A 21,475-nucleotide genomic window follows, 5' to 3' on the forward strand; every position below is an offset into this window, starting at 1 on the left:
TCTCGTAAGGGGCCCAAATAAGTTATCGGCCCGCGGGTTTCTCGATCAGCTTTTTCAAGCTGTCACGCGCAGGTTTGCTATAGCCATCGCCCGACGCCGGCGTCGCCTGATCGTTGGTATCAGCCGCAGAATCGTCGTCCGGCTTATTCTTCTTGAACTTCTTTAAGATGGTGTTCTCGGGGTCGTCAGGCAAGAGCGCCATCAGCCAATCCCCGGTTCCCTGCAGCACCACCCGCGATTTCGCGCCGGTCACCCAATCGGGCCGCTGCTTGTCCGGAACCAGCCAGGTGAAGAACATGAACGCCACGACCACGATCAGGAGGCCGCGGGCGAGCCCGAACAGGAAGCCGAGGGTGCGGTCGAGCGCGCCGATCCGGGAATCCAGGATCATGTCCGAGATCCGCACCGTGATGATCGAGACCACGATCAGCGTACCGATGAACACGCCGGCCACCACGACCACGGCCGCGACCGTGTCGTTATTGAAGTAAGTTTTGGCGGTCGGCAGCAGCTTCGAGAAAGCATACAGCGTGACCAGGGCTGCGGCGCCCCAGGCCGCGATCGACAGGATCTCGCGCATGAAGCCGCGCACCATGGCAAGCAGGCCCGAGATCAGCATCACGCCGAGCAGGACGAGATCAAGTATCGTTATGGGCATCGGCTGGTCAGGTCCGCTGGTACGTTTTGGTCCGCTGTTAAGGGCTCGCGAATCGGCAAAGTCGGTGCCGTCCTAACTGAGGCGCATCGGGGGCATTCGGCAAGGCCGCAACACCACCAGTCCCGCGCGGCGGATGTATAGCGGCGGGGGGCTGATACGTCACGCCCGCTTTAGCTGGTCTCGCGACGGAATCGGGCCGGTGTGGCATTTTTCTCAGCCGCATCAGCGCCCCTGGAGCCGCCCTGGTCGTCCCTCGGTACGGCCCGGCCACCTCGGGGCGTCCCGCGCGCGGCAATTTCGGCGACCAGCGTGGTCAGATTACCGACGCTGTTCAGCGCGAGCCCGCTATCTCCGCCACCATCGCCGCGGGCCGATTCGGGCAGGATGGCGCGGCCGAAGCCGAGCTTGAGGGCCTCTTTCAGCCGAGCGGGGGTCTGCGCCACCGGGCGGATCGCGCCGGACAGCGAAATCTCGCCAAAATAGACCGCGTCCGTCGGCAACGGCGCATTCACCAGCGAGGAGACCAGCGCGGCCGCCGCCGCGAGGTCCGCGGCCGGCTCCTGGATGCGCAGGCCGCCCGCGACATTGAGATAGACGTCATGTCCGGACAATTTGACGCCGCAATGCGCTTCCAGCACCGCCAGCACCATCGACAGCCGGCTCGGATCCCAGCCGACCACGGCGCGGCGCGGCGTGCCGAGCGAGGTCGGTGCCACCAGCGCCTGCAACTCGACCAGCACCGGGCGGGTGCCCTCGATGCCGGCGAACACCGCGGTACCGGGACTGCCGAGCTCGCGTTCGGAGAGGAACAATTCCGAGGGATTGGTGACCTCGCGCAGGCCGAGCCCGGTCATCTCGAACACGCCGATCTCGTCGGTCGCGCCAAAGCGGTTCTTCGCCGAGCGCAGGATACGGAACTGCTGCGAGCCTTCGCCCTCGAACGACAGCACCGCATCGACCATGTGCTCGACCACGCGGGGGCCGGCGATCTGGCCGTCCTTGGTCACGTGCCCGACCAGGATGATCGTTGCCCCGGTCTTCTTGGCGAAGCGAATGAGGGCCTGCGCCGAGGCGCGGACCTGGGTCACCGTGCCGGGCGCCGACTCGACCGTGTCGGTCCACATGGTCTGGATCGAGTCGATCACGATCAGCCGCGGCACCGCGCCTTCCGACAGCGTCGAGACGATGTCCTCGACCGAGGTTTCGGAGGCGAGCTGTACCGGCGCGTCCGCGAGCCCGAGCCGCTCGGCGCGCAGCCGCACCTGGGCGACCGCCTCTTCGCCGGAGATATAGACCGCGCGATGGCCGGCGCGCGCCATCATGCTGGTGGCCTGGGTCAGCAGCGTGGATTTTCCGATGCCGGGATTGCCGCCGACCAACAGCACCGAGCCACGGACGAAGCCGCCGCCGGTGACGCGGTCGAGTTCGGCCATGCCCGACGACAGCCGCGGCGCGTCCTGGGTTTTGCCGGACAGCGATTCCAGCGCGAACGTCCGCCCCTTGCGCTTGCTGCGGATCGAGACCGGCACCGAGCCCGTGGTGTCTTCCTCGGCCAGCGTGTTCCACTCGCCGCAGGAATCGCACTTGCCCTGCCAGCGATTATACGCCGCGCCGCAGTTCTGGCAGACGAAGGAGAGGGTTGATTTGGCCATGGATGACGTGAGTCGCGTGGTCGACGATGCACGGCTGCTTAGCACGGAAAGCCGGACACGAGCGACATGCTCGATCGATCACCTCGACATCTGGAAGAATTGCCGGGCGATGTGCTCGACCTCGCGCCACGAATTCGCCAGATGCACCGCACCCGCCGAGCGCAGCACGGCGTGGTGACTGTCGCGGATATGGCTCGCGGCGCACAGGCCGATCGTGCTCATGCCGGCCGCGACCGCTCCCTTGATGCCGCCGGCGCTGTCCTCGATGACCAGGCATTCGCTGGGCTTTGCGCCGAGCTTCTCGGCGGCAAGCAGGAAGATATCCGGATGCGGCTTGCCGCGCGCGACCATGTCGGCGCTGAAGACGCGGCCGTCGAATTCCGCTTCCAGTCCGAGCACCGAAAGGCACAATTGCAGGCGGTCCATCGAGCTGGACGAGGCGATGCATCGGGGAATGCCGGAGAATTTTCGGATGAAGTCGGTGGCGCCGCTGACTTCCTTGAGGTCGCTGCGAAACCGGTCCAGCGTGGCGCGGTGGAACGCGCTTAGGAAATCGGTGGGCAGCGGTCTTCCGATGGCGGCCTCGATCTCGGCGACGACGTCGACCCAGCGTTTGCCGGAATAGCGGGTGAGCGCCTGATCGAGCGTGGTCGGATGTCCGAGGTCGCTGACGGTCTTCGCCAGCACGGTGTTGGCGATGGCCTCGCTGTCGGCAATCACGCCGTCGAAGTCGAAGATCAACGCGCCCACGATCGCAGCTCCCCAAGCAGACGACGAAGTCCTAGCAGGGCGAGGCCGCCAAGCGGGCAACACTTTGTGTTGCAGACTATCTCAGTGCTTCGCCCCGTCTCAGAACGCATTGAGCAGCAGCGACACGCCTGCCGCCAGCATGATGCCGTCCATGATCAGGCGAAACGATTCCGGCTTCATTTGCAGCACGAAGCGTTTGGCTATGAAGGCGCCGGCCATCAGCGAGGCGCCCGCGATCAGGCCCTTCAGCGCGATGTCCGGTGTCAGCGCGCCGAACCGCTCGAAGGTCACCGACTTGCTGACATAGAGCCCGAGCGAGCTCGCCGCTTCGGTGGCGAGGAAGGCGCCCTTGCTGAGGCCGTAGAACAAAAACAGCGGCACGCTGAGCGGGCCGGTCGAGACCACGATGCCGGTGAGATAGCCGATCACGGCGCCACCGATTGCGAGATGCCAGAGATTGGCCTTCAGTTCGTGCTGCGCCAGCCAGTGCCGCACCGGCACCATTGCGATCAGGAACAGGCCGATCGCCACGTCGACCGCATGCGAGGGCAGAGCGAGCAGGGTGCGCGCGCCGAGCGCGGCGGCCGGAATGCCGGTGACCGAGTAGGCGACGCAGGCGCGCCAGTCGACCTCGCGCCACCAGGCCAGGATGCGCGACAGATTGGCCATCACGGCCGCGACCGCCATGATCGGCACCGCCTGTTTCGGCCCGTATTGATAGACCAGCACCGGCATCAGCATGATCGACGAGCCGGTGCCGACGATGCCCGAGATGGTGCCGGCGACGAGGCCGACGATGAGGACGAACAGGAAGCCCACGCGCACTCCGGGACGTGATCCGAGCCACGCCGGTGCGTGCCTCGAAGGCGGAGGCTCAGTGTGACCTCATGGTTCGAGATGGCGCAAGAGCGCCTTGAACCAGGGACGTGTCGTCGCGCGCCGCGTCAGTATTTCGCGACGACCGGGCCGCCGAAGCGGTAGTTGACGCGCACCGTCACCATGTCGACGTCCTGGCGGATGCGTTCGTCATGGTTGAGCTGGGCGATGAACACCGGATCGTAGGCCATGTGAACGTTGTTGGTCCCCATGAACAGATGATCGTATTCGACTGCCAGCGACCAGTTGTGTGCGATCGCATATTCGGCGCCGGCGCCGATCGCGCCGCCCCAGCGCGTCTCGCTGCCGCGGTCGGCAATGAAGCCGACCGGTACGCCCGGTCCGAATGCCGGCGTGATGAAGCTCTCGTAGCGATCGCGCACGACGGCCGCGCCGCCCTTGGCGTAGAGCAGGAAGGAACCCCAGGAATAGCCGACCTGTCCGGTGAACAGGCCGATGGCATCGATCTTCGAGCGGTTGGCGAAGCCTGCGAACAACGGGGCGATGGACGAGTTCGAGCCGGAGAGGTCGGCCCAATTGCCCTGCGCTTCGACGCCGAACACCCAGGCCGCCTGCTGCCAGCGATAACCGATCTGGCCGCCGGCGGTCGCGCCGCTGGCGGTGTGGCAACCTTCCGGGCCGGTGAAATTCACGACGCCGAGCGTCGGATTGGTGATGGCGAAGGGCACGATGTCCCAGCACTTTCGGCTCCAGCCGCCGCCGCCATTGGCGCCGAGGTAGAAGCCGCTCCAGTCAGTGGTGGCGGCGACGATCGCGGGCGCCTTGGTAAAGGGGCGGGCGGCGAGGTCGGCAGCGGACGCGCTTGCAATGCCGAGCATGAGCGTGGATGCGGCGACGAAATATGTCTTCATGGGCAGACCCAATGCATGAATCAAATCGATGCCAGGCTAGTCGATTTGCACCACCTCCGGCTGTACCCGGTCCGCCACATCCGGCCGCATTCGCTCGTACCGCAGGCTCCTGTGCCGCGAGAATGCGGATGATTGACTCGCACGCCGTGCAACAAATTCGACGTCGTCCTGGCGAAAGCCAGGACCCATTACCCCAAGCATCAGCCGTTGCGCGACGCTGGGGCCACGATCCCGTTCACAATCAAATGCGGTGGTTATGGGTCCTGGCTTTCGCCAGGACGACGGTGGTGTGTGCGGCATCATCCGATCCGCGTCGCGACCACCAATGCTGATTGTCACGAGGTGTGACAACGGCCCATCACCTCAACACCACCCACGCCGGCGCATGGTCGCTGGCGCCTTCCTCGCCGCGAACGTCACGGTCGACGCCGGCTTTCAGAAGCCGCGCCGCCACGTCAGGGCTGAGCAGGAGATGATCGAGCCGGAGGCCTGCATCGCGCGGCCAGCGCTGGCGCTTGTAGTCCCAGAAGGTGAACATCTGTTGATCCGGATGCAGCGTGCGGATCGCATCGCACCAGCCCTGATCGACCAGCGCCTTGAACGCGGCGCGGCTCTTCGGCTGGATCAGCGCATCCTTGTCCCAGGAGCGGGTCGGATAGATGTCGAGAGGCGTCGGCGCGACATTGTAGTCGCCGGCGAGCACCACGGGGACCTCCTGCTTGAGCAGCTTGGCGGCGTGGGCGCGCAGCCGCTTGAACCAGGCCAGCTTGTAGTCGAATTTCGGGCCGGGCTGCGGATTGCCGTTCGGAAGGTAAAGGCTGGTCACGACGATGCCGCGTACCGCGGCCTCGATGTAGCGCGCCTCATGGTCGTCGCGGTCGCCGGGCAGGGCGGTGCGGATCAAGACCGGCTCGGCGTTGCGCGCGAGGATGGCGACGCCGTTCCAGGTCTTCTGTCCCTGCCACACCGCGCCGTAGCCGGCCTTCTCGAGCGCGGCTGCGGGAAATTCGGCGTCGCTGGCTTTCAACTCCTGCAAGCTGACGACGTCGGGCCTGGCCGATTTCAGCCAGCGCAGCAGGTTGGGGAGCCGGCGGTTGACGTTGTTGATGTTGAAGGTCGCGATCTTCATGCGCAATCGCGACGATCCATCGCGTCAGGCGGAGGGCGAGGTCGGTTCGGCGGGCAATGGCGGCGGCGCAGCAGCGGCCGCTGCCGTCGGCAAGGCCGGAGGCGCCGCTTGCGTGGCGGCCGGCTCGCTCTTCTCAGTCGCAGCGTCGCTGGTCGCGGCGACGGCATCGCCACCCTTGTAGATGCGCACGAAGCGGCGGCCGAGGCTGGTCAGCACCTCATAGCCGATGGTGCCAAAATGATGCGCGACCTCGTCGACCGTGATGCCTTCGCCGATCAGCGTCACCATGTGACCGCGCCGCACGGCATTCTTGTCGAGGTCGGTGACGTCGACCGCGATCAGATCCATCGAGACGCGGCCGGCGATCGGGCAGCGCTTGCCGGCGACCACGACCTCGGCGCCGCGGGTGCCGTCATTGGCGCTGGCGGCGCGGAAATAGCCGTCGGCATAGCCCGCGGAGACGATCGCAAGCCGGGTCGGCCGGCGCGCGGTCCAGGTGCCGCCATAGCCGACGGTCTCGCCGCGATCGATGTTACGGATCTGCACGATGCGCGCCTTGAGGTCGACCACCTGCTGCATCGGGTTGTCGGCCTCCGGCGTCGGGTTGACGCCATAGAGCGCGCAGCCCGGCCGCACCATCTCGAACTGGAATTGCGCGCCGAGAAACACGCCGGAGGAGTTGGCGAGCGAGGCCGGCACGCCGGTGAACAGGCTCGCGATCTCGCGGAAGCTCGCAAGCTGCCTGGCGTTGGCGGGGTTGTTGAGCAGTTCGGCGGAGACGAGGTGGCTCATCACCAGCGTGATGCCGTGATCGCCGGCATTGATCCGCGGGATGATGCCTTGGGCTTCGCTGACCGTCAGCCCGAGCCGGTTCATGCCGGTGTCGATATGGATGGCGGCGCCGCCGGACCAACCGGAGCGGCGGCAGAACACGTCCCATTCGGCGAGTTCGTTGAGATCGCCGATCACGGGCTTGCAGTCGATCTTGGCGTAGGCGTCGCCGGTCTGCTGGAAGAAGCCGCCGAGCGCATACACGGTCGCCTGCGGAACGGCCGCGCGCACCACGGCGGCCTCCTCGACGGTGGCGACGAAGAAGGTCTTGCAGCCGGCCTTGGCCAGCGCCCGCGACACCTGCTCTGCGCCGCAGCCATAGGCATTGGCCTTGACCACGGCGGCGCATTCCGCCGGGACCGCGGTCTTCTCGAGCTTGCGCCAGTTGGCGATGATGGCGCCGAGGTCGACGGTGAGGATGCCGGTGGCGGTCGGATGGGCCGCCAGCAAACTGGCTTCGGGCGTCAGCTGCGATTTCGCGTCGGTCACGATGTTCATGGCTCAGTTGTACAAGCGGGACCAGCGGCCTTCAACTGTGCCCCAACGTTAGTAGGAGGGGGGGCGATCCGGGACCAGTCCGTCCGATGCGAGATCGCCGAACCGGGTGACACTGGCTTCGAAGTGCAGCTCGACGGTGCCGGTCGGACCGTGGCGCTGCTTGCCGATGATGACTTCGGCCTTGCCGAGCGCGCGCTCCATTTCGGCTTGCCAGGTCGCGTGCTCCGGGGTGCCAGGCCGTGGTTCCTTGTTCGCGAGATAGTATTCCTCGCGGTACACGAACATCACGACGTCGGCGTCCTGCTCGATCGAGCCGGATTCGCGCAGGTCCGAAAGCTGGGGCCGCTTGTCGTCGCGGTTTTCGACCTGACGCGAGAGCTGCGACAGCGCGATCACGGGGACGTTGAGCTCCTTCGCCAGCGCCTTCAAATTGGTAGTGATCTCGGTGATTTCCTGCACGCGGTTGTCGTTGCCGCGCTTGCCCGAGCCCTGCAACAGCTGGATGTAGTCGATCACGATCAGGTCGAGACCCTTCTGCCGCTTGAGGCGGCGGGCGCGCGCGGTGAGCTGCGAGATCGAGAGACCGCCGGTTTCGTCGACGTAGAACGGCAGCGACTGCAACTCGATCGAGCAGTCGCGGATCTTCTCGAAATCGAGCTCGGTGATACCGCCGCGCCGGATATGGCTGGAGGGAATGCCGGTGCGTTCGGCGAGAATACGGGTGGCGAGCTGTTCGCCACTCATTTCGCAGGAGAAGAAGCCGACCGCGCCGCCGTTCACCGCCTTGGTGGTGCCGTCGGCCTGCACCTCGGGGACATAGGCCCTGGCAATGTTGTAGGCGATGTTGGTGGCGAGCGAGGTCTTGCCCATGCCGGGACGGCCGGCGAGCACGATCAGGTCGCTTGGCTGCAATCCGCCCATCTTGGCGTCGAGGTCGCGCAGCCCGGTCGAAATGCCGGACAGTTTGCCGTCGCGCTGGAACGCCTTCGCCGCCATGTCGACGGCGACCGTGAGTGCATCGGCAAAGCGTTGGAAGCCGCCATCGTAGCGGCCGGTTTCGGCGAGGCCGTAGAGCTGCCGTTCGGCGTCCTCGATCTGCGCGCGCGGGGCAAAATCGACCGGTGCGTCGTAGGCGACGTTGACGATCTCCTCGCCGATCTGGATCAGGTTGCGGCGCAGGCTGAGATCATAGACGGTACGCCCGTAGTCCTGTGCGTTGATGATGGTGGTCGCTTCGGCGGCGAGTCGAGCGAGGTATTGGTTGACCGTCATGCCGCCGAGGTCCAACTCGGCAGGCAGGAACGTCTTCAAGGTCACGGGATTTGCGACCTTGCCCATCCGGATCAGACTGCCGGCCGTTTCATAGATCTGCTGGTGGATGGCTTCGAAGAAGTGCTTCGCCTCCAGGAAATCGGAGACCCGGTAGAAGGCGTCGTTGTTGACCAGTATCGCGCCCAGCAGCCCCTGTTCCGCTTCGATGTTGTGCGGCGCGCTCCGATAGGTCGGGGACGCGGCGTCGGGCGCGAGCTTGTGAACGTTCGAATCAATCAAGGCCATGGACGAGCTTATTCTTCTGATTTCGTCGTTACTGAGATTTTCGGCTGTGGGGCCGCGATCAAGCGCCAGCCCGGCACGAAGCGAAAGGACGGATGTTTCTTATGCACGATTCACACAACGCAATGTGTGAATCCGGGATGGCGGGATGCATTCCGCTTGACTGCGCTTTGCCCGAAACCGGGCCGAGCCTGGCCGGTCAGCGATGTGGTTGGTAAAAATTCGGCACGGCCTGAACCTTTTTCCGGCCTGCCGCGCCCAACCAGCTGCGAGGTCGGTGCTGGCCTCGGTTCCTCAGACCAGGATGAGGAAAGCCAGCGCGATCAAAGCGGCCGCCACGCCGGTTGCGATCAAGGCGTAGTCGGTCACGAGGTCGCGTTGCGGGTCCAACATCGTCGGGTGCGGTTCTCGGGTCATTCCGGACCACTACGACAGCCCGGAACAGATCTCTGTGAAGCAGATCACATCTGCCGCTTTTTCTTTGCAGCGGCTTCGCGGGAACGACCCGGCGGATTCCGGGTTGTCTCCGCTCAGGGAAGATACGGTGACGATGGCTCAAGGGTTTCAGACAGTGCGACCAAGGCTTGGCCGGGCAGGCGGCGTCGACCGCTGCTGGCTCGCGTCGCTTGTCGATGCCATGGAGCAGGCGGCGCGTCCGGAGGTCCGGAACGTTTCCTGCGACATCAGCCTAATTTCGGCCGCCGCGGCTCACCTGGCGCGTCCGGCGCCGACCTTCGCCCATTGCGGCTCGGCCTTTAGCCTGCGCAACTAGCAATACCGGTTCTTTCAGACCTATTCGCCGGCGAGTTGCAGCCGGGGTTTTGCGGCGCCGGCTTCCTTGAGTCGGAGGCGGCCTTCCTCGCGCCCAATATAGTCGCGGGTCATCGGCACGACGCCCTGGCGCTTGGTCAGCTGCAGCTGGAAGTTCATCATGTTCTGCACCCGGAACGACATCTCCGAGGCCGCCAGATAGAATTCCCACATCCGGGCAAAGGTCTCGTCGTAGAGCCGCACGGCCTCCTCGCGCCGCGCCATGAAGCGGTCGCGCCACGCCTTCAGGGTCTCCGCATAGTGCAGGCGCAGGATCTCCATGTCGCAGATCAGCAATCCGGCCTTCTCGATCGCCGGCATGACCTCGGAGAGCGCCGGAATGTAGCCGCCGGGGAAGATATATTTCCGGATCCAGGGGCTGGTGACATCAGGACCGGTCGAGCGGCCGATAGAGTGCAGCAGCATGACGCCGTCATCGCTCAGCAGCTCGGCGCAGCGCTTGAAGAAGGTTTCGTAAAAGGCGACCCCGACATGCTCGAACATGCCGACCGAGACGATGCGGTCGAACGGGCCGGGGATGTCGCGGTAGTCCTGCAGCAGGAAGCGGGCCGAATGCGCCAGGTTCTTCTCCGCCGCCCGGGCGTTGGCGATCTGCAGCTGCTCGGTCGACAGCGTGACGCCGGTGACGTCGGCACCGCTCATCTCGGCGAGATAGAGCCCCAGTCCGCCCCAGCCGGAACCGATGTCGAGGACGCGGTCGCCGGGCTTGATCAGGAGTTTTGCGGCGAGGTGGCGCTTCTTGGCGAGCTGGGCGTCGTCCAGCGTCGCGTCCGGCGTCTCGAAATAGGCGCAGCTGTATTGCTTGTCAGCATCGAGGAAGAGGGAATAGAGGCGGCCGTCGAGGTCGTAATGGCGGGCGACATTGCTCCGGGACCGGCCGCGCACATTGAGCTGCTGGGCGCGCCGCCCGAGGAAACGAACCCAGGCCTGCATCCTGGCAAAGTTCGGCAACATGGCCGCCTGGCCCATCAGAACAGCCAGCACATCGGCGATGGTGCCTTGCTCCACCACGAAGGTGCCGTCCATGAAGGCTTCGCCGAGGTAAAGCTCGGGATCGACCAGAACGCGCACTTCTGCGGCCCTGGTCATAAACCGTGCGGCGACCGGAATGCCCGTGCCGTCACCACAGCTGAATTGCGCGCCGCTCGCGGTCGTGAACGTGATCGAGCCGCGGCGGATGAAGCGCCCCAAGAAATATCGCAACAATCGGTCCATCGAAGCACCAACGGAACGGCAAGCTGCACACTGGCACCACCGGAGCTGATCACTCCAATGTGTCCCCAACCCAAACATAGGCAGGGAATTGGATCGCGCTATTGCGTTGTGGTCAAAGCCGATATTCCAAAATGTGACAATTGCGTGGATGCGGCACGCGCGCGCTTCCATTCGCGCGATAATCGGCTAAAAGGTGACCGCCGCGGCCGAACCATGAGGCGCAGGCGGCGATTTTTCCGGAATCTGGAGAGTTTAAGGAATGTTGAGCCGAGCCCTCAGTCTGGCGACGGTGACGCTTCTGATTGGCTGCCTGTCAGCCGTATCAGCGCAAGCGCAAAACCTCGAGGCCGGCAAAAGCCCCTCCCAGATCTTCGCCAACACCTGCACGGCCTGCCACAAGAGCCCGCGGGGTCTCTTGAAGACCGTGCCGGCTGGCTCGCTGCCGGGCTTCCTGCGCCAGCACTACACGACGTCGAGCGACATGGCCGGCGTGCTGGCGTCCTATCTGATCTCGAACGGCGCCAATGACCCGCGCTACCAGGCCAAGGATCAGCCCAGGGGGGCCAAGGGCCGGGACGGCCGCCAGGAGGCAAACCAGTCTCCGGAGCAGCCGGCCGAGCGCCCGTCTCGCCGGCAGCACCAGGGTGCCGCGCCGCAGGAAGGGGCCAAGGAAGGTGCGAAGGAAGCCGCGAAGCCTGATGTCGAAGGTTTGAATCCCGAAGCACGTCCCGCCCACCGCGGCCGGCGCATGGCGCGCCCGAGCGAGACGCCGGATGGCGCCAAGCCGGACGATGGCCAGACCCCGCAGGCCGCCGGTGAGGGCAGGCCGTCGCGCCAGAAGCATGGCCGTCGCGGCAAGCCGGTCGAGGAGCCGAAGTCCGACGAGGCGCCCAAGGGCGAGGCGGCGGGCGACGAGCCCAAATCCCAGACCGCCATCAAGCGCGAAGACAAGGGTGAGGCCGAGAAGCCGGCGAAGCCAGCCAGCCAGCCCGACACCGCCAAGGTCGATGCGCCCAAGGGCAATGTGGACAGCGAGCCGGCTGCCGTGCGATCCGACCCGGTTCCGCAGGTCACGCCCGCGGCTCCCGCCGCTTCCCCTGCGCCCGAGCCGACCGCTGCCGCATCGCCCGCACCGGCGCCCGCCGCGCCGCCGGTAACCGCGGCCGCGCCGCCTCCGCCGCCCCCGACGACGCCGGGCTCCGGTCCGCCGGAAGCGCCGACCTCGAAGTAATCGCCAACGCCGGGCGGTGAGGTCCGGCGTTATCATTTGACTGCCAATAGAGTAAAACTCTAGAGTATTGATCTAGTCAGGAAGGGAACAGGGGTGAGTACGGCACGCGACGATCTCCTGGCGGCGGGACTGGCGGTGTTCGACCGCGACGGGTTCGAGGGCGCGACGGTGGCCGAGATCCGCTCCCGCGCCCGTGCGTCCAACGGCAGCTTCTTCCATTTCTTCACCTCGAAGAAGCAGCTCGCCGGAACCCTGTTCCTGGAGATCCTGCAGGCCTACCACGCCGCGATCATCACCGCGGTCAACGATACGCACGGGGCCGGCGAGGGCGTTGCGCGGCTGATCCGCGCCCATCTCGATTGGGTCGTGACCTTCAGGCGCGAGGCGCGCTTCCTGTTCGAGATTTCGCGCAGCGAATGGAGCGAGGAGGTGCGCGGCGCGCAGCGCACCGAGAACTCGCGGCTCACTGACGGCATCGAGCGCTGGCGCGCGCCGCTGCTCGCGCGCGGCGAGTTGCTGCCGATGAGCGCGACACTGTTCTTCAGCCAGATCATCGGGCCGGCCCAGATCTTTTGCCGCGCCTATCTGTCGGGCCGCCATCACGGCGACCCGCGCGAACAGGTCGAGACGCTGATCGCCTGCGCGATCCGCGCGGTGGTGGCGCCAGGTGCGCCGGAGCGAGCGGGAGGGACGTGATGAACGAGACCGATCCGGACTTTGCGCCCATCGCGACGCGGATTCGCGACAATGTCGGGCCGTCAGGGTTTTATGGATCTTGTCGGTGCTGAGGTGGCCGAGCTGTCGCGCGGCGCGTGCACGCTCGCGGTCGACCGCCGGCCTGAGCTGTTGCAGCAGCACGGCCTGTTTCACGGCGGGGTGACGGCGTTCCTGGTCGACAACGCCACCACGATTGCGGCGGCGACGTCGCGTGGCCAGCCGGCGCTGACGGCCGAGTACAAGCTGAACCTGCTGTCGCCGGCATCGGGCGATCGCCTGATCTGCCGCGCGCGCGTGATCAAGCCCGGACGCCAGGTCGCCGTCGTCGCGGCCGACGTGTTCTGCATCATCGACGGCAAGGAGAAGCACACGGCAACCGCGCTCGCGTCGATCGCGATGCTCGACGATCAGGCGGCGGCACGAATCCAAAGCCCGGCCTGATGGGGCCGGGCTTCGTCGTGTTTGGTCGCGTGGACGATGGCGAGAAGCTTACTTCTCTTCGGCAGCCGGAGCCGGCGCGGCCTCGTCGTCGTGCTGGGCTTCCGGATCGAAGAATTCGCCGGCGGCGGCGAGCGCTTCGGCGGCAGCGTCCTGGTCTTCCTGACGGGTCGAGATGTCCTCGCCGCGCTTGATCCGGTCGGCCTCTTCGGCGGAACGGGCGACCGTCACGGTGACGCTGGTCTCGACCTCGGGGTGGACGGCGATAGTCACCTTCTGCGCGCCGATCACCTTGATCGGCGAGTCGAGCCAGACCTGCGGACGCGCAACCGTGATGCCGTCGGCGGCCAGCGCAACGACGATGTCGCGCACCGTGACCGAGCCGAACAGCTGGCCGGATTCGGAAGCCTGGCGGATAATGATGATGTCGCGGCCGTCGATCTTCTCGGCGACCACGGTGGCTTCGCCCTTGGCCTTGATGTTGTTGGCCTCGAGCTCGGCCTTCATGCCGTCATACTTGGCGCGATTCGCATCGGTGGCGCGCAGCGCCTTGCCGCGCTTCAGCAAGAAGTTGCGGGCGAACCCGTCCTTGACGCGCACGACTTCGCCCATCTGACCAAGCTTGGCAACGCGTTCCAGCAGAATGACTTCCATTTTCGTTCTCCTTTAGAGGCTAAGTATCGGGTTGAGTGGTTGGATCGAATGTCAGGCCGCAGGTAAAGGCGGCGGTCTGGTTTGCAGATAGCGCTGGCGCAGGCCGAACACGGCGTCCGCGATGCCGAGCGCGAAGATCGCGACGATCGGCCAGCCGAACATGACGACGACGGCGTAGATGCCGCCGAGCCAGAAGCCGCGATTGGCGAGCGACAGCGTCAGGGTGTGCAGCACCGCGAAGCCGACCAGCGCATAGGCGATCACGAGCGCCGTGGTGACGATCTGCGCCAGCAGCGCGAGCATGCCGCCGACGAAGCTGACGGCGACCGCCACCAACAACGCGACCAGCGCCATGGCGGGGAGCGCGGTGCTGCGGAACTCCGGCCACGGCCGGTTCAGCCGCCCGGAGGTTTGTGTGATCTTGCCGGCGAGCCACAGGTTCAGCGTCAGCGTGACCATCGCGATGACCGTGGCCGCGAGCGGCGCGAAGATCACCAACGCGTCGACGAACCGTTCGATGTCACTGCCGGGTTGCGTTTCGCCGGCGCTGAGCATCTTGAGCAGGCCGCGCCGCAACGTGCCGGTGATCGTGTCGGTATCCGTGCCGAGCGTAAGCAGCGCGGCGGTCGTGGTGACAACGGCGAAGGCCGCGATCCAGAGCAGGATACGGCCGACGGGATACCATTCGAGCGCAGGCGGCAGCTGGGCCGCGCTATCGCCGGCTGTGCCCGCGATCGGTCGTCCGAGCAGAGCGAGGTGGCCTAGCCACCAGCCGGGCAGCGCGACCATCATCGCAAACGCGACGCAATAGGGGAGTCCGAAGAGCGCGCCGAGCACGGACGCTGCAGCGATACCGCCGATGGCGGCGGCGAGCGCGCCCCAGCCGAGCGCCGTCACCATCAGAGGCAGCGGCGCGAGATAGAACAGCAATATCGAGATTGCCGCGCCCGAAACGATCGAGGCGAACATCAGCGCCGACGCGGCGCCGGCGGCAAGTGCAACGATGAGGATCGCGATCATCAGCTGTCCCGCTCCTTTCGAGCGGTTAGATAACACTAGCGAATTTCGCTGTGATACCAACTACTTAGAGGTTTTTCCGTACCAGTTCGTACCAGATACGTGCCGGGATGAAGGTTAGAGGCTTGCAATTAAACCCAATTACATCAACTACTTCGCGAGACCGCTAGTTAGAGGTGGTATAGGGAACTTGGCCGCCAACCGAAAAGACTTCGGCCCCCAACCTGGGAGCCGTTGCGCGCGCTTTTATTCGAGTGGTTTCGATCAATCAAGTGTTCAATGGGGATAGCACTTGAGTTTCCGGGCACTTCCTGCGGGTAGCTAACGAGATCGATGCAAACCACGCAGCCTTCTTCAAGGACTGGACTGAGCAGGCTGCTCGCAATTGGAAGACGCTGGAAAAAAATTCCGCTTACCAAGCAAGCTATCGGCGGCTCAGTGCCTTGCAGGCTCTAAAGACCCACCTAGTTGTACCAAACTACAGCAAGGCAAGTGCGGCATTCCTTTTCGAGGCTCACAACGATGCCTTGGTCTCGCATGTCAATGCATCCGTCGGAGCGTGGCGTGCGTCATTGCAAGCACTGAGAAGTTGCATCGAGAACGCACTCTGCGCGGCTTATTACAACGAACACCCAGTTGAACTGGAGCTTTGGGGAAGCGGGAAATACATCATCGGTCTGACGGAGTTGCTTAAGTACTTCGAAAAGCACCCCCGTTTATCAGGTCTTGCGGAGAACGTGTCTGGGCTTGGTCATTTGCGCGCGGAATATGCGACCTTATCCAAAGCGGTGCACGCGTCCGCAGCAAACTTTCGAATGACGGACCCAGTTTCGAATGTTCTGCTTTGGAATACCGATCCTGCTAAGGCATCGATGTGGTCAACTCGCGAAAAGAGGACCATCGAGGGGGTCTGCTTACTCTTTATCGCCCTGCACAGGACGCTGCTTCAAGGGACTCAGCAGACGCCGCTGCGTGACACGCTCGGCTTTGGCATAAGCTCGTCAAGCCGTTCATTGGTGAAGCAAGCGCTCAGCGTCAACATCCCGGCGCCGTAACGCACTAGTCACGGTGGAGAGCGTACCAATTTCGTACCAGAAATGGGTGAAAAACCCCGGCACGGAAAGAGAACAGACGAAAGCCGGTGGATTGAAATTGCAGCGTTTTTAGCTGCTCGCAATAACGAGCGGTTAGAGGCACTCTGTCGAGAACCCCAACCATCGGCGACCGGACGACCCGGAAGCCTTATGAGAATGAGCGGCCGGCGGCGCGTGCCGCCGGCCGGAAACGGTTAGCGAATAACGTAGGGCAGCAGGCCGAGAAAGCGCGCGCGCTTGATGGCGCGGGCGAGCTCACGCTGCTTCTTGGCGGACACGGCCGTGATGCGGCTCGGCACGATCTTGCCGCGCTCGGAGACGTAACGCATCAGCAGCTTGGAATCCTTGTAGTCGATCTTCGGCGCATTCGCGCCCGTGAACGGGCAGGACTTGCGACGACGGAAAAACGGACGGCGGGCACCAGCATCAGCCATGATTCATTACTCCTCGGTCGCAGCTTCTTCTTCGCGCGGACGGCGCGGGCCACGATCGCCGCGGAAGCCGCCGCCATCGCGATCGCCACGGAAACCGCCTTCGCGGTCGCCGCGGAAGCCGCCGCCACGGTCGTCGCGCTCGCGGTCACGATCGGCCTTGCGCATCATCGCGGACGGGCCTTCCTCGTGCTCTTCGACGCGCACGGTGAGATAGCGGATGACGTCTTCGCTGATCCGCTCCTGGCGCTCGATCTCGGTGACGACAGCCGACGGTGCGTCGATGTTCATCAGCACGAAATGCGCCTTGCGGTTCTTGTTCATGCGGTAGGTGAGGGAGCGCACGCCCCAGCTCTCGGTCTTGGTGACCTTACCGCCGCCCTGTTCGACGATACCCGTCATCTGGGCCGTCAGTTCATCCACCTGCTGGGTGCTCGCATCCTGACGCGCGAGAAAAACATGCTCATAAAGAGGCATGGTTGTCCTTTCCTGTGTTGGCGCGGGTTCCGGCGACAAGCCCTTCGAGACCTTCGGAAAGGACTCGAGCTGCTCAGAAGGCGGGAGCACGGGACGACGGGCCGACTGGCCCTGTCACATCAAAATCAACGGATGAATTTGCTGAGACCGTCCGTTCAGCTCCCGGCCGGAGCCCACGAATGGGGCGCTTTATACGGATTTTGGCCGCGAAGGCAAGGGTCCACGGAGGGTTCTCGGCCTTGCGGATTTGCGAGAGGTCGTAGCCCCTCGGGCCGCCTGGCGCAACTTTCGACGATTTCCGGTTGATTTCTTTGTTTGTATGTCATACAAATATCTCACGGGAGGAAGATCGATGGGTTCGGAGACCGCCAGCGGCATGTCTGCGCCCGATCCGAAGCACGCGGTCCGCGCGACGCGGTCGGCGGGGCGCAAGATGCGCTCGCTGTTGCTCGATGCCGCCAGCCGCCTCTTCAAGGAGCGCGGGCTCTCGGGCACGTCGATCTCCGACATTGCCGCAGCGGCAGACGCCTTTCCGAGCCAGATCACCTATTACTTCCGCACCAAGGAGGCGCTGTTCGTCGAAGCCGCCAGCCGCGACATGCTTTACCTGGCGCGAGCGACCGAGCAGGCCGCCCTGAAGGCCCACACGCCGCGGGATTACACCCACGCCTTGGCCGAGACCGTGACCGCGACCGACACGGTCGCCTTCTTCGCCGAGGCCCTGACGCTGACACGGCGCCGGCAGGACCTCGCACCGCTGGTCGAGCGCACCATCGAGCGTCTGCACAGCGAAGGCGCGCGCGCCTATGCGGACCAGGTCGAACGACACGGCTGGCGCTCGCTGCGCGCGCCCGAAGAGAGTTCGCGGCGGTTCTGGGCGATTGCGATCGGCGTGATCGTCGAGGGTTTTGCGATGGGCCGCGGCGCCGAGGAGATGTGCCGCGAATTGCTGCGCGCGCTCGGCGAGCAGGCGACATCGACGTCGGCCAATGATGGATCGCGGCTGCGCCTGGTCGGCGATCACGATCATTCACCCTCAACGGACGGGGAGACCAGCTCATGACCGCGCTACGCATGCGTGCCCGCGATTTCCTCACCGAGGATGAACTGGTCGCCGTCCGGCAACGCACGACCTGGAAGGGCGCAGCCCTGATCGTGCACGCCTGGGCGCTGATCTTTGGCGCGATTGCGCTGGTTGCGTGGTGGCCCAATCCGCTGACCTATCTGCTTGCGGTTGCGATCATCGGCTCGCGCCAGCTCGGGCTCGCCATCCTGATGCATGACGGTGCGCATGGCTGTCTCTCGGCCAACGAGAAGACCAATCTGACGCTGAGCCAGTGGTTCTGCGCCTATCCGATCTTCGCCGAAACCCGCGGCTATCGCCGCTATCATCTGCAGCATCACGCCCGGACGCAGCAGGAGGATGATCCGGATCTGGTTCTGTCGGCGCCGTTTCCGATCACGAAGATGAGCTACCGCCGGAAATTCCTCCGCGATATCACCGGACAGACTGGCTACCAGCAGCGCAAGGCGCAACTGCTCAATGCGATCGGGCCGAAAGGGTGGCCGCTATCGCGGCGCGCCGCCAACTTCTGGCAGAAGCTCGGGCCGCAATGCGTCGCCAACGCGCTGCTGTTCGCAGGGCTCGCCGCCGCGGGCGTGTGGTGGGCCTATCCGCTGTTGTGGCTGGTGCCGCTGCTGACCTGGATGATGGTGATCACACGGATCCGCAACATCGCCGAACATGCCGTCGTGCCCGACAGCGCCGATCCCTTGCGCAACACCCGCACCACGCGGGCCAATGTGCTCGAGCGGCTGTTCATCGCGCCGTACTACGTGAACTATCACCTCGAGCATCATCTGCTGTTCTACGTGCCCTGCTACAACCTGCCGCGCGTCCACCGCATCCTGAGCGGAAGCCGCTATGCCGACCGGATGGAAGTCCAGCCGGGCTACGCCGCCGTGCTGCGGCTGGCGACCGCCAAGCCCAATCGGGAAGACCGCCCGGGCCAACTGGTGAACAGCGCCCGCCGGGCGAGGGCCGGCGCCGAGGTTAACGCCGACCAGAATGCCGGTGGATTCTAGGCCGAGCCGGCCCCGGCATCCCCAGGGTTCCGCGCGCGCGGCTTGACATCGCGCCCCCCATCAGTGTCTTACGGCCCGGTCCGAGGCCGGTTGCAAGGCAGGGTCCGGACCCGCTGTGGCGCGTTTCGCGCGACGGGATACCGTTTTCCCCTGCGGCAGGTGCGCAGCGCTTGCGCGGGGATCACGCTCAACAAGGTAGGGAGCGCCGATGACGGCAGCATTCACGTTTCCCGGGCAGGGCTCGCAGGCGGTTGGCATGGGCAAGGCCCTGGCCGACGCCTTTCCGGTCGCGAAGGCCGTGTTCGACGAGGTCGATTCCGCGCTGGGCGAGAAGCTGACCGCGATCATCTGGGATGGTCCGGGCGAGACATTGCAGCTGACCGAAAATGCCCAGCCGGCCCTGATGGCGGTCTCGATCGCCACGTTGCGCGTGCTCGAGAGCGAAGCCGGCTTCTCGGTCGGCCGCAACGCGGCCTTCGTTGCCGGGCACTCGCTCGGCGAATATTCGGCGCTTGCCGCCGCCGGCAGCCTGACGGTCAGCGACACCGCGCGGCTGCTGCGCACCCGCGGGCTTGCGATGCAGAAGGCGGTGCCGGTCGGCGCCGGTGCGATGGCCGCGCTGCTCGGCCTCGATTACGAGGCGGCGGTCGCGGTCGCCAATGAGGCGGCGCAGGGCCAGGTCTGTCAGGCCGCCAACGACAATGGCGGCGGCCAGGTGGTGGTCTCGGGCGACAAGGCGGCCGTCGACCGCGCAGTCGAGATCGCCAAGACCAAGGGCGCCAAGCGGGCCATGCTGCTGCCGGTGTCGGCGCCGTTCCACTGCAAGCTGATGCAGCCGGCGGCCGATGCGATGGCAGAGGCGCTGGCCGGTGTCACCATCAAGGCGCCCGCGGCGCCGCTGGTCTCCAACGTGCTGGCTTCCGCAATCACCGATCCCGACGAGATCCGCCGGCGCCTGGTCGAGCAGGTCACGGGGACGGTTCGCTGGCGCGAGTCGGTTGCCTATATGGCAGGCCAGGGCGTGACGCGGTTCTTCGAGATCGGCGCCGGCAAGGTGCTGAGCGGCCTCGTCAAGCGCATCGCCGATGGCGCGGTCGGCGTGTCCGTCGGCGGCCCGAACGATATCGCTGCAGCCAAGGACGCGCTGGCAGCTTCGGCCTAATGCAGCCGGAAGGAGAATTCGATGTTTGATCTGACTGGCAAGACGGCGCTCGTGACGGGCGCAACCGGCGGCATCGGCGGCGCGATCGCGCAGGCGCTGCATGCGCAGGGCGCGACGGTCGCGATTTCGGGGACACGGCGCGAGGTGCTGGACGGCTTCGCGGCCAAGCTCGGCGCGCGCGTTCATGTGCTGCCGTGCAATCTCTCCAGCAAGGATGACGTCGAGGCGCTGGTGCCGGCGGCGGAAGCTGCGATGGGACAGGTCGACATCCTGATTGCGAATGCCGGCATCACCCGCGACAACCTGTTCGTGCAGTTGCGTGACGAGGATTGGGACGACGTGATTGCGGTCAACCTGACCGCGACATTCCGCCTGGCGCGCGCGGCGACCAAATTGATGATGCGCAAGCGCTTCGGCCGCATCATCGCGATCACCTCGATCGTCGGCGTCACCGGCAATCCGGGGCAGGGCAACTACACCGCGTCGAAGGCCGGCATCATCGGCCTGATCAAGACGCTCGGCGCCGAATACGCCAAGCGCGGCGTGACCGCGAACTGCATCGCCCCGGGCTTCATCAAGACGCCGATGACGGATGCGCTCAACGACAAGCAGCGCGAAACCATCCTGGCGAAGGTTCCTGCGGCGCGGCTCGGAACGCCCGAGGATATCGCTGCGGCAGCGGTCTATCTGGCCTCGAACGAGGCCGCCTACGTCACCGGACAGACGATTCACGTCAACGGCGGCATGGCTATGATTTGAGCTGGTTGCTGGCTCTCGCAATGCGGCGAAAAGCCGTTTTCGGGAGCCGGTTCAGGCGTGTAGTCAAGGCTTGGGAAGTATGATAGCTGAACCCCCCATGGATGGGCAAAGAACGCCATTGCAGGATTTTGAAACCCTGTATATTGGCGGGGCGACGCCTGCCGTTCGCCGGGGCTTTAGTCGGCTACGACCGGGCCGAATCAAGACTATGCGCGACTGAGTAATCGAGACGACCACGATGGCTCGTATCGTCTTGGGGTCGGGTCCAATGGAACAACGAGGTTGAACGATGAGTGAGATTGGCGAGCGGGTTAAGAAGATTGTGGTCGAGCACCTTGGTGTCGAACCCGAGAAGGTGGTCGATAGCGCGAGCTTCATCGATGACCTCGGCGCCGACAGCCTCGACACGGTCGAGCTCGTGATGGCTTTCGAAGAAGAATTCGGTTGCGAGATTCCCGACGACGCTGCGGAGACGATTCTGACCGTGGGCGACGCGACCAAGTTTCTTGAGAAGAACGCGAAGAGCTGACGCCGATCGCGAAGT

Annotated in this window: 22 protein-coding genes and 1 pseudogene; 10 read left to right on the forward strand and 13 right to left on the reverse strand. The window is 65.1% G+C overall.

Annotated elements, in window-relative coordinates:
• Positions 1-22 precede the first annotated feature (22 nt).
• The 8 genes from ACVIGB_RS05765 to ACVIGB_RS05800 form a co-directional block, all read right to left on the reverse strand.
• Positions 23-658 (reverse strand): CvpA family protein, encoded by a 636-nt coding sequence (locus tag ACVIGB_RS05765; RefSeq protein WP_050406454.1) that lies wholly within the window; start codon positions 656-658, stop codon positions 23-25.
• 170 nt (positions 659-828) lie between these two features.
• Positions 829-2,310, reverse strand: a complete 1,482-nt coding sequence (gene radA / locus ACVIGB_RS05770) for a DNA repair protein RadA (RefSeq protein WP_456723435.1) — start codon at positions 2,308-2,310, stop codon at positions 829-831.
• 78 nt (positions 2,311-2,388) lie between these two features.
• On the reverse strand, positions 2,389-3,060 hold the full coding sequence (locus ACVIGB_RS05775; protein WP_456723434.1) for an HAD family hydrolase: 672 nt from the start codon (positions 3,058-3,060) through the stop codon (positions 2,389-2,391).
• A gap of 99 nt (positions 3,061-3,159) precedes the next feature.
• Positions 3,160-3,879, reverse strand: a complete 720-nt coding sequence (locus ACVIGB_RS05780) for a sulfite exporter TauE/SafE family protein (protein WP_456723433.1) — start codon at positions 3,877-3,879, stop codon at positions 3,160-3,162.
• A 125-nt stretch (positions 3,880-4,004) separates the two neighbouring features.
• Positions 4,005-4,808 carry an outer membrane protein gene (locus ACVIGB_RS05785; protein WP_456723432.1) on the reverse strand — a complete coding sequence of 268 codons (804 nt, stop codon included), beginning with the start codon at positions 4,806-4,808 and terminating at the stop codon, positions 4,005-4,007.
• 358 nt (positions 4,809-5,166) lie between these two features.
• Positions 5,167-5,937, reverse strand: coding sequence for an exodeoxyribonuclease III (locus ACVIGB_RS05790; RefSeq protein ID WP_456725232.1), 771 nt, complete (start codon positions 5,935-5,937; stop codon positions 5,167-5,169).
• Between the two features lie 24 nt (positions 5,938-5,961).
• Positions 5,962-7,266, reverse strand: a complete 1,305-nt coding sequence (gene alr, locus ACVIGB_RS05795; RefSeq protein ID WP_456723431.1) for an alanine racemase — start codon at positions 7,264-7,266, stop codon at positions 5,962-5,964.
• A 48-nt stretch (positions 7,267-7,314) separates the two neighbouring features.
• A complete protein-coding gene (locus ACVIGB_RS05800; RefSeq protein ID WP_092113417.1) occupies positions 7,315-8,823 on the reverse strand; it encodes a replicative DNA helicase in 1,509 nt (502 codons plus the stop codon).
• 448 nt (positions 8,824-9,271) lie between these two features.
• Between ACVIGB_RS05800 and ACVIGB_RS05805 the strand changes: the two genes are divergently transcribed.
• Positions 9,272-9,592 carry a hypothetical protein gene (locus ACVIGB_RS05805; RefSeq protein ID WP_456723429.1) on the forward strand — a complete coding sequence of 107 codons (321 nt, stop codon included), beginning with the start codon at positions 9,272-9,274 and terminating at the stop codon, positions 9,590-9,592.
• A 20-nt stretch (positions 9,593-9,612) separates the two neighbouring features.
• Here the strand turns inward: ACVIGB_RS05805 and ACVIGB_RS05810 are convergent, their stop codons facing one another.
• Positions 9,613-10,866 (reverse strand): SAM-dependent methyltransferase, encoded by a 1,254-nt coding sequence (locus ACVIGB_RS05810; protein ID WP_092113418.1) that lies wholly within the window; start codon positions 10,864-10,866, stop codon positions 9,613-9,615.
• A gap of 259 nt (positions 10,867-11,125) precedes the next feature.
• On the opposite strand from ACVIGB_RS05810, the gene ACVIGB_RS05815 reads away from it, so the two are divergent.
• The 3 genes and pseudogenes from ACVIGB_RS05815 to ACVIGB_RS05825 all read left to right on the forward strand — a co-directional run bounded on the left by ACVIGB_RS05815 (position 11,126) and on the right by ACVIGB_RS05825 (position 13,255).
• Positions 11,126-12,097, forward strand: coding sequence for a hypothetical protein (locus ACVIGB_RS05815; RefSeq protein WP_456723428.1), 972 nt, complete (start codon positions 11,126-11,128; stop codon positions 12,095-12,097).
• A 93-nt stretch (positions 12,098-12,190) separates the two neighbouring features.
• The gene (locus tag ACVIGB_RS05820; RefSeq protein ID WP_456723427.1) at positions 12,191-12,793 is read left to right on the forward strand and encodes a TetR/AcrR family transcriptional regulator; all 603 of its coding nucleotides are present in this window, start codon (positions 12,191-12,193) and stop codon (positions 12,791-12,793) included.
• Positions 12,793-13,255: pseudogene (locus ACVIGB_RS05825) on the forward strand (PaaI family thioesterase). The gene ACVIGB_RS05820 and the pseudogene ACVIGB_RS05825 overlap by 1 nt, the downstream one beginning before the upstream one ends.
• Positions 13,256-13,303: 48 nt before the next feature.
• Here ACVIGB_RS05825 and rplI read toward each other — a convergent pair.
• Together rplI and ACVIGB_RS05835 are read right to left on the reverse strand one after the other, a co-directional pair.
• Positions 13,304-13,906, reverse strand: a complete 603-nt coding sequence (gene rplI / locus ACVIGB_RS05830) for a 50S ribosomal protein L9 (RefSeq protein ID WP_092113426.1) — start codon at positions 13,904-13,906, stop codon at positions 13,304-13,306.
• 51 nt (positions 13,907-13,957) lie between these two features.
• Positions 13,958-14,926 carry a hypothetical protein gene (locus tag ACVIGB_RS05835; RefSeq protein ID WP_456723426.1) on the reverse strand — a complete coding sequence of 323 codons (969 nt, stop codon included), beginning with the start codon at positions 14,924-14,926 and terminating at the stop codon, positions 13,958-13,960.
• A 440-nt stretch (positions 14,927-15,366) separates the two neighbouring features.
• Here ACVIGB_RS05835 and ACVIGB_RS05840 point away from each other — a divergent pair, with 440 nt between their 5' ends.
• Positions 15,367-15,978: a hypothetical protein gene (locus tag ACVIGB_RS05840; protein WP_456723425.1), complete on the forward strand. Its 612-nt coding sequence runs from the start codon at positions 15,367-15,369 to the stop codon at positions 15,976-15,978.
• Between the two features lie 233 nt (positions 15,979-16,211).
• On the opposite strand, the gene rpsR is transcribed toward ACVIGB_RS05840, so the two are convergent.
• Together rpsR and rpsF are read right to left on the reverse strand one after the other, a co-directional pair.
• On the reverse strand, positions 16,212-16,451 hold the full coding sequence (gene rpsR, locus ACVIGB_RS05845; protein ID WP_016844287.1) for a 30S ribosomal protein S18: 240 nt from the start codon (positions 16,449-16,451) through the stop codon (positions 16,212-16,214).
• Positions 16,452-16,457: 6 nt separating this feature from the next.
• On the reverse strand, positions 16,458-16,925 hold the full coding sequence (rpsF, locus tag ACVIGB_RS05850) for a 30S ribosomal protein S6 (RefSeq protein ID WP_092113431.1): 468 nt from the start codon (positions 16,923-16,925) through the stop codon (positions 16,458-16,460).
• A gap of 352 nt (positions 16,926-17,277) precedes the next feature.
• Between rpsF and ACVIGB_RS05855 the strand changes: the two genes are divergently transcribed.
• The 5 genes from ACVIGB_RS05855 (at position 17,278) to ACVIGB_RS05875 (ending at position 21,460) form a co-directional block, all read left to right on the forward strand.
• Positions 17,278-17,988 (forward strand): TetR/AcrR family transcriptional regulator C-terminal domain-containing protein, encoded by a 711-nt coding sequence (locus ACVIGB_RS05855; RefSeq protein ID WP_456723424.1) that lies wholly within the window; start codon positions 17,278-17,280, stop codon positions 17,986-17,988.
• Positions 17,985-19,010: a fatty acid desaturase family protein gene (locus ACVIGB_RS05860; protein ID WP_456723423.1), complete on the forward strand. Its 1,026-nt coding sequence runs from the start codon at positions 17,985-17,987 to the stop codon at positions 19,008-19,010. The genes ACVIGB_RS05855 and ACVIGB_RS05860 overlap by 4 nt, the downstream gene beginning before the upstream one ends.
• Positions 19,011-19,218: 208 nt before the next feature.
• Positions 19,219-20,172 carry an ACP S-malonyltransferase gene (gene fabD / locus ACVIGB_RS05865; RefSeq protein ID WP_173643192.1) on the forward strand — a complete coding sequence of 318 codons (954 nt, stop codon included), beginning with the start codon at positions 19,219-19,221 and terminating at the stop codon, positions 20,170-20,172.
• A gap of 21 nt (positions 20,173-20,193) precedes the next feature.
• Positions 20,194-20,931 (forward strand): 3-oxoacyl-[acyl-carrier-protein] reductase, encoded by a 738-nt coding sequence (gene fabG / locus ACVIGB_RS05870; protein WP_456723422.1) that lies wholly within the window; start codon positions 20,194-20,196, stop codon positions 20,929-20,931.
• Positions 20,932-21,220: 289 nt separating this feature from the next.
• Complete coding sequence (locus ACVIGB_RS05875) at positions 21,221-21,460, forward strand: acyl carrier protein (RefSeq protein WP_002716125.1); 240 nt, start codon at positions 21,221-21,223, stop codon at positions 21,458-21,460.
• Positions 21,461-21,475 lie beyond the last annotated feature (15 nt).

The sequence above is a fragment of the Bradyrhizobium sp. USDA 4341 genome, assembly GCF_054063755.1.

Coding starts and splice junctions, on each gene's coding strand:
- ACVIGB_RS05810 (WP_092113418.1), bottom strand. CDS start 10,866: ATGGACCGATTGTTGCGATATTTCTTGGGGCGCTTCATCCGCCGCGGC.
- ACVIGB_RS05875 (WP_002716125.1), top strand. CDS start 21,221: ATGAGTGAGATTGGCGAGCGGGTTAAGAAGATTGTGGTCGAGCACCTT.
- radA (WP_456723435.1), bottom strand. CDS start 2,310: ATGGCCAAATCAACCCTCTCCTTCGTCTGCCAGAACTGCGGCGCGGCG.
- rplI (WP_092113426.1), bottom strand. CDS start 13,906: ATGGAAGTCATTCTGCTGGAACGCGTTGCCAAGCTTGGTCAGATGGGC.
- ACVIGB_RS05785 (WP_456723432.1), bottom strand. CDS start 4,808: ATGAAGACATATTTCGTCGCCGCATCCACGCTCATGCTCGGCATTGCA.
- rpsR (WP_016844287.1), bottom strand. CDS start 16,451: ATGGCTGATGCTGGTGCCCGCCGTCCGTTTTTCCGTCGTCGCAAGTCC.
- ACVIGB_RS05790 (WP_456725232.1), bottom strand. CDS start 5,937: ATGAAGATCGCGACCTTCAACATCAACAACGTCAACCGCCGGCTCCCC.
- alr (WP_456723431.1), bottom strand. CDS start 7,266: ATGAACATCGTGACCGACGCGAAATCGCAGCTGACGCCCGAAGCCAGT.
- ACVIGB_RS05815 (WP_456723428.1), top strand. CDS start 11,126: ATGTTGAGCCGAGCCCTCAGTCTGGCGACGGTGACGCTTCTGATTGGC.
- ACVIGB_RS05855 (WP_456723424.1), top strand. CDS start 17,278: ATGGGTTCGGAGACCGCCAGCGGCATGTCTGCGCCCGATCCGAAGCAC.
- ACVIGB_RS05800 (WP_092113417.1), bottom strand. CDS start 8,823: ATGGCCTTGATTGATTCGAACGTTCACAAGCTCGCGCCCGACGCCGCG.
- ACVIGB_RS05860 (WP_456723423.1), top strand. CDS start 17,985: ATGACCGCGCTACGCATGCGTGCCCGCGATTTCCTCACCGAGGATGAA.
- ACVIGB_RS05835 (WP_456723426.1), bottom strand. CDS start 14,926: ATGATCGCGATCCTCATCGTTGCACTTGCCGCCGGCGCCGCGTCGGCG.
- rpsF (WP_092113431.1), bottom strand. CDS start 16,925: ATGCCTCTTTATGAGCATGTTTTTCTCGCGCGTCAGGATGCGAGCACC.
- fabD (WP_173643192.1), top strand. CDS start 19,219: ATGACGGCAGCATTCACGTTTCCCGGGCAGGGCTCGCAGGCGGTTGGC.
- ACVIGB_RS05765 (WP_050406454.1), bottom strand. CDS start 658: ATGCCCATAACGATACTTGATCTCGTCCTGCTCGGCGTGATGCTGATC.
- fabG (WP_456723422.1), top strand. CDS start 20,194: ATGTTTGATCTGACTGGCAAGACGGCGCTCGTGACGGGCGCAACCGGC.